The organism is Burkholderia sp. 28_3, assembly GCF_003253915.1.
GTDB classification, from domain to species: Bacteria; Pseudomonadota; Gammaproteobacteria; order Burkholderiales; family Burkholderiaceae; genus Burkholderia; species Burkholderia cenocepacia.
Map to the genome: position 1 here is coordinate 832807 of NZ_QKZF01000001.1, position 14961 is coordinate 847767.

Consider the following 14961-nt stretch of genomic DNA (forward strand, 5'->3'; position numbering starts at 1 on the left):
CCGCACGATTGCGCCCTTGCGCGAACCTGCGCCGGTGCCCCAACGTGCATCGCGCTTGTGACGGGCGCGCTGAAACATCCCGCCATATCGCTTGATTCCGTCATGAACCAGCGAATCGACCCATGCAAGCGACATCAGGCAACATTTCTCAGCAGTCCCTTTCTTACCCGCTCCCATGCCCTGAACAGAAATGCATTGGGTACGACGTCGCCCGGCTCTATCCGCGACTTGACCGCTTTCGTATGTCGACGGACGTTCGCGTAATGGCTCCACTGCAACGGTGAAGGCTGAAAGCCGTTGAATACCAGCCCGTCTACCTTCACGCCGACCCGATTCAAATTCCGGATCGCATCCACCACGCCGGCGTAGCTGACCGAACCTTGTCGCGCCACCATCAACGTGACGTCCATGAGCCTCGACAACATCGCGACGTTCGCCGCCGGGCGCGCCGACGGCGCATCCACGACGACCACGTCGTATTCGCTTCGCCATGCGGTGATCAACGGCTCGAGCCGTTTCGTTTCGAACAGGTGTCGCCACGGCTCGACACGTTTTCCGGCAGGCAGCACATCGAAATTTTCACGGATGTGGACGATCGCCTTCCCGAGTTCCAGCGAACCGGTCACGACATCCGACAATCCTTTCTGGTACTTCACCGCCACGTGTCGATCTCCGCCCGATTCGTCCGCATCGGTGCGCACAAGCAAGGTTTTGAGACCGCTTTCCGATAAGAGGTAGGCGAGATTGGCGGAAATCATCGACCTGCCCTGCGCCGGCTCCGGCGACGTGATCAGAACGACCCTTGATTTCCCCTGCTCAGCACTCGGCCCGTAACGCAGCAACAGAGCCAGATTGTCCAGCGCTTCGGTCAGCGGCGTATCCGGATACTCCCTGGCAGCAATGAACGCTGCCCGGTCGTTCAGGTCGGCCTCGACCTGATGGGGCGAGACCGGGAGAATGCCCAGCACCGGGACGCCGGCCACTTGCTCCAATTGCTCCGGATTCCGGACGCGCTGGAAAAACAGCGCGCAGCCTTGTGCCGCAGCAACGCCCAATATCAATCCGATTGCCGCACCCAGCACGATGACGAGCAGGCGCTTCGGCTGAACCGGTTTGTCGCTGACATCGGCCTTGTCGATGACGGACGCATTGCCGACCGTGCCCGCCTTGGCAATTTGCAGCTGCTGCGCGTTGTTCATCAAGCCGATATAGAGCTGATTATTGACATCGACGTCGCGTGACAGACGCAAATAGGTCTGCTGCTGCGACGGCAAGCGCGCAACCCTGCTTTTCAATTCCGCCGACTGTTGATCGAGCGTCTTCAGCTTGCTGGCTACCGCGGTGAGCTGAGGCTGTCCGGCGACATACTTCGACGCCAGATCCTGATACTCGAGCTTGGCTTCGAGCCGTGACTTTTCGACCAAGGCCAACTGGTCGATAAGCAGTTGCACATCACCTTGCGCATCGATCGACCCCTGCGCATTGCGAAACTCGTTCAACGCATGTTCAGCCTGCTCCAGTCGCTTCTTCACCAGCGGCAATTGCGTGTCGAGAAACGTCAGACTGTGTTCGGCGTCCTCCGAGCGTCGCTTCGCCTTGGCATCCAGATAGGCGGTGGCAATGGCGTTGAGCAGCCGCGCGGCAAACACCGGGTCGGGGTCTTCGAAACTCAGTTGCATGATGCCCGACTGGCGTTTCGTTTCCGCGCCGTTCAGTTTTTTCAGGACCGCCTCGAGTCGCACCGGCGTGGCGACACGGCGCACGCGGAATTCCGTACCGACGCGTGCCACGATGCGCGATATCTCTACCCGATATCCGTTGGCTTCGCTCGGTTGGCCGACTTTCCCGGTCAACACCTCTTGATCATTGCTGTCCTTCAACAGGAAGCGATTGCCGTCGAGATAGTCGAGCTCCAGTTTCTTGCCGAGCTGCGCATCCGGAACGTCGAATTTGGTGAACTCGATCCTCTCGCCACCCCACGCCCAGAACGGCGTATTGAACCACGGCTCGACGAGGCCATTGCGATCCTTCGGCAATATCGAACCGAGTAAACCGCCAACGAGCGGAATCGTATTCCGGACCGACACATCCACCTGCGCGACGGTAGCGTCAATGGCCTGGGTGACGACCGCGCGCGAGCGCGCGATATCGATCTCGCCGACTACGGCCGAGTTCTCGATATCCAGCGCGTTCGAAATTTCGGATAGCGAACCGAGCGCACTGTGCTTGTTTTCCTGGACCTGGATCAACGTATCCACGGAGTACACCGGTGTTGCCGCAATGGCATACACGAGCGCCAGCAGCAAACATCCCAGGAAAACGGCCAGGAAAACACGCCCGTGATCGAACACGTTTTCCAGCAACTGGACCAGCGTGAAGTCAACCCCGTTGCGAGAAACACTTCCCGGCCGGTCTCGGGATTGCTTCGATGAAGGCCTATCCAATGTCATGCATACGCTCCCAAATTGCCATTCTGACGGGCATCCTGTCACCGTGCGTGCTATTGATCACGCATGTCGCGCCAGTCGATCCGGGTCATTCTCTCGGCACATCATGCGAGGCACTTGTCTGCGTCCGACCGCCTGCATGCACGACCGCACCGCCGAGTCCCGAACAGAAACAAATGCCCTTGCCTGTTCAGGTCACTATGCGATAAATGCGTGGTTTTCTGAGTGCGATTCCTTACATTAAGAAGCTCCGAGTAAGCGAACCTCCGGGTTGCCACCCCGTCTCGTACGACGTCGAGGAGCGGTTCGACACAACGTGCCCGGCCTCCCTGAACTCACTCGCTCGACAAGGTTTGGCCCTGTTTTTGGCCCACGTCAGCCACGCATCTCGAGCGGCCAATCCGACCTGCCATCCGCGGCTTGGTGAACTAACGCACATCCTTTTTTCCGTGGTTCATCCAACATGATCCATGCGGGAATCAATCTCGGGTCGGCCGGTTCACCCGACAGCATGCGATGACTTCGAGGCGTCCGACAGTCGGTTGATCGGGACGGCCAGCATATGGGCAGGGGGATGAACGCCCGCCATGTCTGTCGCCGGCGGCCCGGAAAACGGCGAGTATCCACGCATGTGCGTCGCATCAATGTTTCTCGTTTAACCATGCTGAATGACGACATGAGCAACCACCAACGATTCGACACGTCAGTGCCGGACCAGAACAACCCGACAGGACGCCGAATGCGCGCTGCCCTTTACCTGGCGATTTCCGCCCTGCTTTCCGCCTGTGCCTTTGCGCCGGGCCAGCACATGGCATCCTCGCCTGCATTGCCGGTCACGACTGACGAGAACGGTGACGTAACCAGCGACATGAAGGTTCCGGTCAAGCAGATCGACCTGACGTTGATCGGGCTGATTCGTGCGCAGCAGAAGAGCCACTCCGCGTTGCCCGTTCCGGACAATCTGCTCGGCAAGCCGAGCAGCTACAAGCTCGGTCCTGGCGACGTATTGCAGATCACCGTGTGGGATCACCCCGAATTCGCTACCGCCGCCGGCCAGCCGACGCCGAACACCAAGTCCTCCGACGCCGCGCCTGGTTTCGTGATCGATGGCGACGGTAACGTGCAGTTTCCATACATGACGCGACCGATCCACGTGGCAGGAAAAACTGCGGCGCAGGTTCAGCGGGAAGTCAGTGCCGAGCTCAGGAAGGTATTCGTGAAGCCGCAGGTGACCGTTCGCGTGGCGTCGTTCCGCGCGGAGCAGGTGTATGTGGATGGTGAAGTGCGCGCACCCGGTTCGCAGGCGATCAACGACATTCCGATGACCCTCGTCGAAGCGGTCAATCGTGCCGGCGGCTTTGCACCGACCGCGGATCAAAGTCGTGTAACGATTACGCGCAATGGAACGACGTATCCGGTGAATGTCGCGCGGATGATGCAAACGGGCAAAAACCCCGCCGCCATCATGCTGCAGCCAGGCGACCTGCTCCACGTGAGTGCACGCGAAGACAACCCCGTCTACGTGATGGGTGAGGTGAACAAACCGCTGGCCGTACCGCCGCAACGTGACGGTTCGCTCACGCTGAACGAAGCACTCGCACAGGCAGGCCAACTGAACCAGCAGACGTCGAATGCCAAACAGGTCTTCGTACTGCGCAAGGCAGACGACAGCGATCCCGTGGTCTATCGACTCGACATGAAGTCGCCGGTTTCGATGCTGCTCGCGAACCAGTTCCCGCTCGCGTCGAAGGACATCGTCTATGTCGACAATACCGGGCTCGTCCGGGCCAGCCGCGTGTTGAATCTGCTGCTGCCGGCGATCAGCGCGGGTTTGACGGGCGCGCTGATCACCAAGTGAGTCCGCGTGTCGGCCTCGGGCAAGCCGGCGTGCGAGCCGGCCCCACACCATCCGGTGATGCACGCCGCTTCATTCATCCGGGCGGGAATACGCCGCGACCTCGCGTGAGCGACACGATGCGTGTCGCCATACGATGCACGATCAACGAGACGACTCCCCGCCCGGACTTTCAGCGCCCGAACGGCGAGACGTACGCGGGTGACCGCTACGTTCTCAATAAGCCATCACGCCCTCGGATTACTAACCACCACACCACTTGTTCAGCGTCGCGTCGAACGTAAAGGTCAGGACCTGCCCGCTCGCCATGACGACGTTTCCCCCGGTCGTCGTCTGGATGTTCGCGTTGTTCGCGATCGTGCAGTTGCCGTTGGTCGCGATGATCCTGACCGACTGGCCGTCGATCCCGCCGACCAGGTTGGTCAGCATCGTCGGCGACGCATAGTTCGCCGTCAGTTTGCTGATGCCGGTCACGCCGGGCGTCGAACTGGTGCCGACGAAGCCGTTGGACCAAACCGCCAGCGCATTGCCCGCGCTGTCGGCCGTCGGCACCCCGTAGCTGTAACGGACCAGCCCGGTCGCATTTTCGACGTGGAATTGCCACGGCCACATCTGCAGCAGGCGCCCGCTGGCCCACGCGCTGTTGACCGCGCGTCCGTAGCGGTCCTCGGGAATATATTTGTAGCGCCCGGAAACCCCGTTGCCTTGCGACGCGTCGACACATATCTTCGAAAAGTATTCGCCGGCAGGAATGTACGCGGTACTGGATGAAGACGGCGTAAACGTATAGGTGTCGGTTCCGGCCGTGACGCTTCCGGAACGCGCGATCGTGCCCGTGATGCCGAAAATGGTCGCCAGCGTCGTGTCGCCTGTCCCGTTGACTGCGTTGACCGGCATGAAGATCGACAGGTTCGGCGTCGTACCGAACGACCAGCCCGGAATCGCGACGGCGCCCGTCCCCGTCAACACCAGCGCCGAAGTGACCTGCTGAAACACGCTGTCGGTCTCGCAATCGATTCTCAGGTTGTACGGACTCTCGGTGGAAATGAATACCGCCTCGGCGCATCCGAAATAATTCCTGAACCTGATCGTGTTGTAGCCGATGTTCCCGATCGTCACCCCCTTTACCGTCTTCGGGAACGCGAAGGTAAATTCATTGTCCGTGGGATAAACATTGAAATTCGGGTTCGGCAGGATCTCCGCCGCGTAGTCGTTACGTGCGCTCAACGGGAAGTTGATGTCGAACAGGCAGTTGGTGACTTGCCCGATGACGCTGAACATCCGGCCGCCGCTCAGCCCCATCGTGGTCATCCGGTCGTGCAGCACGATGTTTCTCGCTTGGATTCCGTACAGCGAAACACCGGTATTCGACGTGCGCCGGTCCTGCACGGCCAGTGCGGTACCGTAACTGAAGATGATGTCGATATTGTTCAGGTTGAACAGGTTCGATGAATCGGACGTAGGGGCAGCCGGGCTGTCATCGAGGTAGATGCCGAAACTGGGCGTATTCGTCGACAGGTCGCCGCAGTGTCTGATCTTCATCGTGTTCAGATTGACTTCGCGCACGGTGGCGCGTGCTTGCGTCGATCCGCTGCCGGTGTCCATCCACAGCACGCCGCCTCCGCGAAAATACAGACAGTTCACGTGAGCGACGTCGAGCCAGTCCACGTTGCCCTGCAACACCAGGCCATGTTGCAGCGATGCGCATGCGCGATTGCCCTGAAGGGTAAAGTCGCGCAGGACGCACCCGGCGAGGACGGCCATGTTGGACGTCCATGACACGTTGCCGGTTTGCGGCAAATCCGTCGCTTCATTGTTGAAACCCGCGTTCAATACCGTCAGGCATTGGCCGCTGACCCCCGCGCCGAACTGGATGATCGAGGTGCGCGCCGAATGCCCGAACACGGCGATCGGCTTCGTGATCGGGGGAAGCGCGAGGCTGGAATAGTAGACCCCGGCAGGCAGGTCGCCTTTGACCGGCCAGATGGTCATCAGGTAGTTCAACCAGGCCGTCAGGGCCGGGCCGTCGTCACTGCCATAGACCACATTCGCCCCTGTCGCCGACGCATTGGCCGCTTTCGCAAGCGTGACCTGCGTTGCGCTGACGAACGCCGCGATCGTGGTGGAAACGACCAGCGTTGCAGCGCCGCTGGCGTTCGTCGTCGCAATGTCGATACGCTTGCCGACGTCCGCCGCGGTGAACGCCGCCGAGGCCGACGAAAACGCGGTGGACCCCGATGTCGTGACGCCATCGTTGACGATCCTGGTGTTCCCCTTCGCACCAAAATATTTGGCGCTGACCGGCAGATTGGCCGGAAGCGCTGCCGGTAAATCCATCCATACCTGGGTGGTACCTGCGGCAAGATTGACGACCGCACCGCCATTGCTCGACGCCAGCACGGTGGTGCGCGACAGCGTGTTCGCGCTGGCGTTGTATGTGCCGATGCCGATCTCCCAGTTCCCGCTCGGGACACCGGTACCCGTTACGGCTTGCAGCCCGTAATAGAACGTATCGGCGTTGGCGCACACGGACGAAAATGTGCGGAATCCCGTCATTGCACCGGCAAGGGACAACGCCCCCGTGCCGGTGGACGTGGTCGTTTCCTGGACGCGATCCTTGAGCTGGAATGCCATATCGATCCTGAGAGTGTGGTTGACAGACTCGTTTGATACCTGCTGGTCGCCTGAATGCCGGAACGGCGCCGTGCGTTACTGGCCCAGCCGCGGAATCATCGTGACAGCGGGCGCAACGCTATAGGTGACCGTCATCGCGTCGCCGGGCTTGAGATCGATCATCCCGTTCGTCAGTCCGCACGCATAGGCAGCCTGCCCGTTTCGGGACACGCCGATCGACGACACGGTGCCTCCGGCAACCGACAGGCTGACCGCGCTCGGGTAAGTGTTCGCGAACGTCCATGGCGAAGCCCCCACCGCCTGCACAACCGGCGTCAGTTGCACACCGAAGCCGACGAAACCGTTTTGCGCGATGTTGTCTTCGCTCCACGACGTGTAGGCCCATGAGCTCGACGAGATCAGCGCATTGATCGCGCGTGGATAGTTGACCGGCTGGGCCATGTAGTTTCCGCGCAACTTGAGCGATGCGCCGGCCGCGAGCGCACCGACCGTGACGAGGCGGGCGAAGCCGTTGCAGCAGCCGATGTTTTCACCGGTATTGCCGCTGACTTCGGTGAACGACGTACAGGATCCGTCCACGTAGATTGCGTCCTTTGCGATGCCGGAGAATTGATTCTTCGAGACGATGCACCCTCGCGTGTTGTACAGCGCGATGCCGGAAACGGCGCTCAGTCCGCCAGTGCCGGTGAACGTGATCGATGTGCCGCTGGCGATTCCGCTGCCCGTGACATTGTTCGACAGCGTCACGGTCGGACCATTTCCGTTACCGGAAACCGACGTTACGTACGTGCCGACCGGGATATTCGTTGCGGTGACACCTTGTCCCACCGCGCAGCCGCGTGCCGACGGATACGGCGTGAACGTCAGCGTGTTGGTTCCCGCCGCGGCAGCAGCCGATGTCGTGATCGTTTGGGACGTCATGCAAACCATCGGGGTAAAGACGATCGAAGCACCGCTCGCCACGGTGCCGGTCGTCGCCTTGCTCAGCGTGACCACACTCCCCGTCACGCCGGTCACGAAGGTGCCGGCCGCGATGTTGGTCCCGCTGACGCCCTGTCCGATCGACACGCCTGTCGTTTCGTCTCCGGGCGCGCCGAAACCGTAGTTGTCGTTGTAGGGCACCCCCGTCGTCGTGGCAAACGTCAACGATGTCGCGCCGCTCGCGGCCGACGCGGTAGTCTTGATCGTCGCGCCGAACAACCCGACCCCGGCGAAGATCACGGTTCCGCCGCTCGGCACTGTCGCATTCTGCTCGAGCGTGACCGTCGACGCGCCCGCCGCCATGACCGTACCGATCGGCACGCTGGTCGACCCGTTGAAATACCAGGCCGCCATGCCGACCGCGACACCCGGGGTATTGGCAAAGTTCAGCGTCGCGGCGCCCGACGTCGCGGCGATCGTCGTCAACGGGAATCCGTTCTTGTTGTTCGGATCCCATGCATTGGTGATCGTGTTCTGCGAGATGTTGACGTGGATGTTGTTTCCGCTCGGCTGCCACAGCCCGATCGGCGCCCCCGCTGCATTCTTGATCGTGTTGTTGACGATCGTGATGTTCGAATTGTTGAAGCCTGCCGTCGCGGTCACCACCAATGCGCCATAGCCGAGCGGTCCATTGGGCGCATTGACTATCGCGCCGATGTTGGATTGAACGCCGCACGTATCCAGGAGGTTGTTCGCGACCGTCACATTGTCGTTGCCGTACGACTGATACACGCTCGTCAGTTCCGACGCGACATAAATACCGGCCGCCATCGGGTTGTAGATCTGGTTGTCGGCCACGGTGATGTCCTGAGCCCCGACGATCGCGATGCCGCGTGCGTATTTGGTGCCTACCACCCGGTTATTGGCGATCGTGATCCGGCGAGGCCGGACGCCCTCATTGAAGTAACCGACCACCGCGAATGCGTCGTCGCCGCCGTTGATCACTTCATTGTTCGTAATCGTGATATCCGCGCTGGCCTTGGTTACATGAATGCCGTCATGCCAGATGTCGAGCAGCGTATTGCCGAACACCTTGCCGTTGACGCAACTGCGCATCAGCGCGCCGCCACCGGCCGCATTGTTGAACTTGCACCCCGAGATTTCGAACTGGCTGCAGTCCCGCAAGTTGATCGAGCCGGCGTTCTCGTCCGGGTAATACGCGGTCGTATTCGCTGAAAAGAATTGCAGATTGCGGATGTTGAAATGACTGGCGCCGCTCCAGTAAATCGCCGAATTCTGGCCTTGCGATGTCGTGCATTGCAGGATCGAGTCCCACCCTGCGCCGACGATCGACGCCGTTGCCTTCAGCGTATTGCCGTACAGGTAAGTCCCCGGCGGGAAATACAGCGGAATCCCCGCGTTGAGCGCCACCTGAAGCGCCGCCGTGTCGTCGGTCACGCCATCACCCTTGACGCCGAACCGCCTCACGCTCATCGGAAGATCGACCAGTTCCTGCAGAAGCGGGCGGGCCGTGAGGCCGGCCGAGGTACCCACAACGTATGTAGCCGGAAATTCTGCTGTCATTCAAACGCTCCATATCGTCGCAATTCAATCGCGATCCGAACAAGTCGGCAATCAACGGGAATGAGCGCGCACGGTCGTTCATACACGCCCGCGCCAGAATAAAAGCGGCGAATTCGACGCACAGTGCGTGAAATGACCCAAGTCTCCGTTCGATGCGCATGCAACGAATCGATCTGCGCCCCGCCGACTTACCCGCAAAACCGCTTTCCGCCCAGTACTTCTTACCCGATCACACACCGTCGATCGGGAACGATGACCGCCTCCCCACGCCACCTCGCGCGACTACGAAATAAAGATCGCACGTATCGGTAGAAACACCGATGCTGTAGTCAAACTACATTCATACCATTAGTCGCAGCAGAGAATCGCTACATCCGATTCGACAATGCCGGGCGGCCTGCGCGTCGCCGCCCGCATTGACCGGTCGAGCCCAACCGGCCGTAACGATTCCCCGCCTGGTCTGGCATGCCGACGCGCAACCACCCTGCATCGCCAGCCGAATGCGTCCGGTGCGAATCCACCGGACGTGCGCAGCTCCAGACATCATCCGAACAACCGGCAATACGATCATGGAGAGCAACATGCGGGACACCCTCTGGCCGGCCGTCGTGCTGGCAGCGACCCTCTGCACCACCGCCTACGCCGGCGACGCCGATTTCAATGCGCAGGGCGACGCCACCGACGCGTTCGCATCGGTGGCCGCGCAACGGCGCGCCGATCTGCTCGTGCGCAAGATGACGCTCGACGAGAAACTCCAGTTCATTCATTCGCAATACGAAATGTCGAAGGTGCCGGGCGGCGGCGCCGGGTACATCCAGGGCGTGCCGCGGCTCGGCATTCCCGATCTGAACATGGTCGATTCGGCCACCGGCTCCGGCAGCACGTCGCAGGCCAGCACGACGTTCCCCGCGACGATCGCGGTTGCCGCCAGCTGGGATCGGCGGCTGTCGTACGACTTCGGCAAGCAGGTCGCGATCCAGTTGCGCGCGCAAGGATTCGGCATGGGGCTCGGCGGCGGCACCAATCTCGCGCGCGAGCCGCGCGGCGGCCGCCTGTTCGAGTATCTCGGCGAGGATCCGTTGCTCGCCGGCAATCTGCTCGCCGAACGCACGCTCGCCACGCAGCGGCAGAAAGTCATCGCGACGATCAAGCACTACGCGGGCAACGAGCAGGAGCACGGCCGGATGGGCGGCAATACGCAGATCGACGAACGCACGCTGCGCGAGCTGTACCTGCTGCCGTTCGAGATCGCCGCGAAGCGCGGCCGGCCCGGCAGCGTGATGTGCAGCTACAACCGCCTGAACGGCGCCTATGCGTGCGAGAACCCTCACCTGCTGAACGACGTGCTGAAGAACGAATGGGGCTTCCAGGGCCAGGTACAGTCCGACTGGGGCGCCACGCACAGCACCGCTGCCGCGATCAACGCCGGGCTCGACGAGGAAGAAGACGTCGGGCCGAGCGTGTACCTGACGCCGGCAGCCGTCAAGCAGGCGATCGCGAACGGCTCGGTGTCGACCGCGCGCCTCGACGACATGGTGCGCCGCAAGCTCGCGGTGATGATCCGCGTCGGCGTGATGGACGATCCGGCCAAAGGCGGCGGCACGATCGATTTCGCGGCCGGCAACCGGTTCGCGCAGGCGGCTTCCGAGCAGTCGATCGTGCTGCTGAAGAACGACGGCAACCAGTTGCCGCTCGTCGCGTCGGCGCTGTCGCGTATCGCCGTGATCGGCGGCCATGCGGATGCGGCCGTGCTGTCCGGCGGCGGCTCGGGCAACACGCGCGATCCCGTAACGGGTTCGTTCGCAGGCTGCGGCGGCCTGACGTTCGGGTCGTCGACCGGGTGCAGCTGGTGGCGCAATCCGTGGCTCAAGGTCGACGTGCCGATCGTCGCGGCGATCCGCGCGCTGGCGCCGGCCGCGCAGGTCACGTATGCGGGCAACAGCGACCAGCAGTCGCCGTTCCGCGCGTACACGCAGCAGGAGATCGACCAGGCCGCGGCGCTCGCCGGCCGCTCGGACGTCGCGATCGTCGTGGTCGCGCAGCCGGCTGGCGAGGATTTCGGCGACCTGCAAAGCCTGAGCCTCGCGAACCCGTCGAACCAGAATGCGCTCGTCGAAGCCGTCGCGCGTGCGAATCCGCATACGATCGTCGTCGTCCAGAGCGGCAATCCGGTACTGATGCCGTGGAAGGACAACGTGTCGGCCATCGTCGAGGCATGGTATCCGGGCGAAGCCGGCGGCAAGGCGATCGCGAACGTGCTGTTCGGCGCGGTCAACCCGTCCGGCAAGCTGCCCGTGACCTTCCCGGCGCGCGATCAGGATTCGCCGACGTGGGGGCAAAACGGCGCGTTCGAGACCGACCCGGTGTACGCGGAAAAGCTGAACATGGGCTATCGCTGGTATGACGCGCGCAACATCAAGCCGATGTTCGAGTTCGGCTACGGCCTGTCGTATACGCACTTCGCGTATTCGGGACTGTCGGTGTCGAAGCAATGGGATGGCTCACTGAGCGTCGCGTTTACCGTGCGCAACGACGGGCGCGTGGCCGGCGCGGAAATACCGCAGGTCTATCTCGGCGTGCCGTACAAGGACGAGCCGCCCAAGCGGCTGGTCGGCTGGGAGAAGATCCGGCTGAATCCGGGCGAGGCACGGCGTGTGCACATAACCGTGTCGCCGCGGATGCAAAGCGTCTGGGATACGTCGCGCAACGGCTGGCGGGTCGTGTCGGGCGGAACCGTGTATGTCGGCGCGTCGTCGCGCGATATCCGCTTGCAAAGCCACTGAGCGAGCGACGAAGAAGCGGCCGGGGGCGCCGTGCATCGCATGCGCGGCGCCCCCGCATCAACCGTCGCTGCACTGCAACGCGTTACCTGAACAGCAACGCCAGCACCGTCGCGAGCGCCGCGATCGCGACGATGCCCGCCACCACGCCCGCCAGATGCGCGGCAATCACCACCCCTGCCGGCAGTCGCGACGCGATGCCGGCCATCACGCGCCGCCCGCTTCCAGCGTGTCGAGCAACGGTCTCGCCAGATGCAGGACCTGGTACATCGTGCCCGCGCCGCCGTCGTCCGGTTCATGTTCGGTCACGAGCGCACGCGTCAGCCGCCAGCGCAGCGGATCGAGACTGACGGCCGCCGCGACCACGCCCTGCCGTGCCGCCGCTTCGCGATTGCGTGCGATCTCTCGCGCCAGGACCGCATCGAGATCGGCGTCCGCCGGAATCTCGATCGTCTCCAGACGCGCGAAACGTCCCGTCGACGCACTGCCCTTGCGCGCGTCGAGCGCAATCTGCGTGTCGATCGGCGCGCGGCCGAAGCTGTCCGTGACGACCCGATAGCGGCCGTCCGTCACGAACCGCGCGAACGCCTGCTCGTTGCGCCACAGGTAAAACGACGCGTAGCCGTTTTCCGTCGCGCCGTGGCGGCCGGCCTCACGCAGCAGGAAGCCCTTGAACAGCAGGTCGGGCGTGTCGTCCCATAGCCGGCCGCGCTCGCGCACGCGATCGCGGATGATGTCGAGATCGTAGTCCGCCGGCAGGCGGTGCACGTAGTACGCGGTCAACATGATCGACTCCTGGCGAAAGAAACGGACGGCATTCCGGACGGCATGAACGCAGCGTAGAAGACCTTGAATCATTTGAAAAGGAGATGGCAGAATATTTCAATGATTCGATTCTGAAATGGACGAGGGTGTGATGAAAACGCTCGACATCGAAGCCGTGCAGGCATTCGTGCTGACCGCCGACCTCAAGAGCTTCACGCGGGCCGCGGAAGTGCTGGACACGACGCAGTCCGCGGTGAGCCTGAAGATCAAGCGGCTGGAAGACGGGCTCGGCCGCCGCCTGCTGGAACGCACGCCGCGGCAGGTTCGCCTGTCGGCCGACGGCACCGCGTTCCTCGAGCCGGCGCGCGAACTGGTGGCCGCTCACCACGGAGCAATCAGCGCGTTCGGCACGAGCCAGCGGCGGCTGGTAATCGGTGTCAGCCACCATGTCGTCGGCGCCGACCTGCCGATGCTGCTGCGGCGGATGAGCGAAGCGGAGCCGGCGCTCGTGCTGGAGATTCGCGTCGCCGCATCGCGCGACGTGCTCGACGCGTTCGACCGCGGCCAGCTCGACGCGGCCGTCGCGCTGCAACACGACAGCCGGCGGCTCGACGGCGAAACCATCCTGTCGGAGTCGTTCGGCTGGATGGCGGCGGCCGATTTCGAGTACCGTCCGCCGCAACCGCTGCGGCTCGCGACGCAGGCCGAACCGTGCAGCGTGCGCCGCATGGCGGTCGACGCGCTGGACCAGGCCGGGGTCGCGTGGACGGAGGTCTTTGTCGGCGGCGGCGTGGCGACGATCGGCGCGGCGGTGTCCGCGGGGCTGGCCGTCGCGGCGCTCGGGCATCGCGTGGCGCCCGCCGGCACCGTGGACGTGGGGATGCGTTACGGGCTGCCGCCGTTGCCGACGCGCGACGTGGTGCTCTACTCGAGCCTGACCGATGCGCGCGCCCGGCAGGCGCTACGCACGCTGGGCGCGGCGCTCCGGTCGTCGGTCGGCGTGCGCTGATGCGATGCCTGCCCTGCATGGTCTTCGGTGACGAATCCCGTACCGGCCAACGCGTCCATCGACGCCGCGTATGCCTGGCACGGTAAAATCGTGCCTTCGCCCTCCGTTCATGCAGACGATATCCATCCGTCCGCGGGCCAACGCCAAAAGCATCGACACATCATCATCGCCTTGATTTTCCACCATTTTCCGCGTCGCGACGCATGAGTTACTCGCTCGCCACCACCTACATCCGCGAACTCGAAATCCGCAAGAGCCGTTTCATCGCGTACGCGGTTCCCGTCGAGGATCGCGATGCCGCGATGCAGGTACTGCAACGCCTGCGCGACGAACATCCGGCGGCCACCCACGTGTGCTGGGCGCTGCTGGCGGGCGGCCAGTCGGGTATGTCGGACGACGGCGAGCCGTCGGGCACGGCGGGCCGGCCGATCCTCGAAGTGCTGCGCCATCACGACCTCGACGGCGTGCTCGGCGCGGTCGTGCGTTACTACGGCGGCGTGAAACTCGGCGCGGGCGGGCTGGTGCGTGCGTACACGGATGCGATCGCGTCGGCGCTGCTCGATGCCGAGCGCGTCGAGCGCATTCGGTACACGCGGCTCGCGATCGAGATCGGCTACCCGGAAGAGGCGCGCGTGCGCCGCTGGATCGAACAGGCGGGCTACGCGCTGGTGGACAGCGCGTACGGAATGACGGTGAAGCTCGTGATCAAGCTGCCCGAAACCGCCGAAGCCGCGGCAAGAGTCGAACTGTTCGACCTGACGCAGGGGCGCTCGGGCTTTCCGGAGATGTGAGCCGCTGCGGCGACAAGCCCGCGCGGCGCACGCTCCACTTTTTACAAGGTCTCTCAGGTTCCGGCTACCGCTTGGGACCCTCGGCGCGACTGGTTTTTCCTCAGTGCGCCGGAATCGCACCGTTTCAACGGTGTCGACGCATATCGACGCGAACATGACGGTACGCTTTCGCGAC

Annotated in this window: 9 protein-coding genes; 4 read left to right on the top strand and 5 right to left on the bottom strand. The window is 63.0% G+C overall.

The features are described from left to right. Positions 1-134: 134 nt before the first annotated feature. On the bottom strand, positions 135-2450 hold the full coding sequence (locus DFS13_RS03905) for a GNVR domain-containing protein (protein ID WP_034202432.1): 2316 nt from the start codon (positions 2448-2450) through the stop codon (positions 135-137). A 673-nt stretch (positions 2451-3123) separates the two neighbouring features. On the opposite strand from DFS13_RS03905, the gene DFS13_RS03910 reads away from it, so the two are divergent. After that, positions 3124-4305, top strand: coding sequence for a polysaccharide biosynthesis/export family protein (locus DFS13_RS03910; RefSeq protein WP_012493286.1), 1182 nt, complete (start codon positions 3124-3126; stop codon positions 4303-4305). A 240-nt stretch (positions 4306-4545) separates the two neighbouring features. On the opposite strand, the gene DFS13_RS03920 is transcribed toward DFS13_RS03910, so the two are convergent. Then, complete coding sequence (locus DFS13_RS03920) at positions 4546-6936, bottom strand: hypothetical protein (protein WP_111441378.1); 2391 nt, start codon at positions 6934-6936, stop codon at positions 4546-4548. 75 nt (positions 6937-7011) lie between these two features. Next, positions 7012-9441, bottom strand: a complete 2430-nt coding sequence (locus DFS13_RS03925) for a right-handed parallel beta-helix repeat-containing protein (protein ID WP_111441379.1) — start codon at positions 9439-9441, stop codon at positions 7012-7014. Between the two features lie 581 nt (positions 9442-10022). On the opposite strand from DFS13_RS03925, the gene DFS13_RS03930 reads away from it, so the two are divergent. Then, a complete protein-coding gene (locus DFS13_RS03930; protein WP_111441380.1) occupies positions 10023-12224 on the top strand; it encodes a glycoside hydrolase family 3 C-terminal domain-containing protein in 2202 nt (733 codons plus the stop codon). An 82-nt stretch (positions 12225-12306) separates the two neighbouring features. On the opposite strand, the gene DFS13_RS40740 is transcribed toward DFS13_RS03930, so the two are convergent. Together DFS13_RS40740 and DFS13_RS03935 are read right to left on the bottom strand one after the other, a co-directional pair. Beyond that, the gene (locus tag DFS13_RS40740; RefSeq protein WP_012493285.1) at positions 12307-12429 is read right to left on the bottom strand and encodes a hypothetical protein; all 123 of its coding nucleotides are present in this window, start codon (positions 12427-12429) and stop codon (positions 12307-12309) included. Beyond that, a complete protein-coding gene (locus tag DFS13_RS03935) occupies positions 12429-13007 on the bottom strand; it encodes a DUF4865 family protein (protein WP_179148711.1) in 579 nt (192 codons plus the stop codon). Before DFS13_RS03935 ends, DFS13_RS40740 begins: the two co-directional genes overlap by 1 nt. A 130-nt stretch (positions 13008-13137) precedes the next feature. On the opposite strand from DFS13_RS03935, the gene DFS13_RS03940 reads away from it, so the two are divergent. Both DFS13_RS03940 and DFS13_RS03945 read left to right on the top strand, forming a co-directional pair. Further along, the gene (locus DFS13_RS03940) at positions 13138-13995 is read left to right on the top strand and encodes a LysR family transcriptional regulator (protein WP_012493284.1); all 858 of its coding nucleotides are present in this window, start codon (positions 13138-13140) and stop codon (positions 13993-13995) included. 203 nt (positions 13996-14198) lie between these two features. Then, positions 14199-14786 (top strand): YigZ family protein, encoded by a 588-nt coding sequence (locus DFS13_RS03945; RefSeq protein WP_006490745.1) that lies wholly within the window; start codon positions 14199-14201, stop codon positions 14784-14786. The last annotated feature ends 175 nt before the right edge of the window (positions 14787-14961 follow it).

What these genes read in the sequence shown, in the direction of transcription:
- DFS13_RS03905 (WP_034202432.1), bottom strand. Translation starts at nt 2,450, where the DNA reads ATGACATTGGATAGGCCTTCATCGAAGCAATCCCGAGACCGGCCGGGA.
- DFS13_RS03910 (WP_012493286.1), top strand. Translation starts at nt 3,124, where the DNA reads ATGAGCAACCACCAACGATTCGACACGTCAGTGCCGGACCAGAACAAC.
- DFS13_RS03920 (WP_111441378.1), bottom strand. Translation starts at nt 6,936, where the DNA reads ATGGCATTCCAGCTCAAGGATCGCGTCCAGGAAACGACCACGTCCACC.
- DFS13_RS03925 (WP_111441379.1), bottom strand. Translation starts at nt 9,441, where the DNA reads ATGACAGCAGAATTTCCGGCTACATACGTTGTGGGTACCTCGGCCGGC.
- DFS13_RS03930 (WP_111441380.1), top strand. Translation starts at nt 10,023, where the DNA reads ATGCGGGACACCCTCTGGCCGGCCGTCGTGCTGGCAGCGACCCTCTGC.
- DFS13_RS40740 (WP_012493285.1), bottom strand. Translation starts at nt 12,429, where the DNA reads ATGGCCGGCATCGCGTCGCGACTGCCGGCAGGGGTGGTGATTGCCGCG.
- DFS13_RS03935 (WP_179148711.1), bottom strand. Translation starts at nt 13,007, where the DNA reads ATGTTGACCGCGTACTACGTGCACCGCCTGCCGGCGGACTACGATCTC.
- DFS13_RS03940 (WP_012493284.1), top strand. Translation starts at nt 13,138, where the DNA reads ATGAAAACGCTCGACATCGAAGCCGTGCAGGCATTCGTGCTGACCGCC.
- DFS13_RS03945 (WP_006490745.1), top strand. Translation starts at nt 14,199, where the DNA reads ATGAGTTACTCGCTCGCCACCACCTACATCCGCGAACTCGAAATCCGC.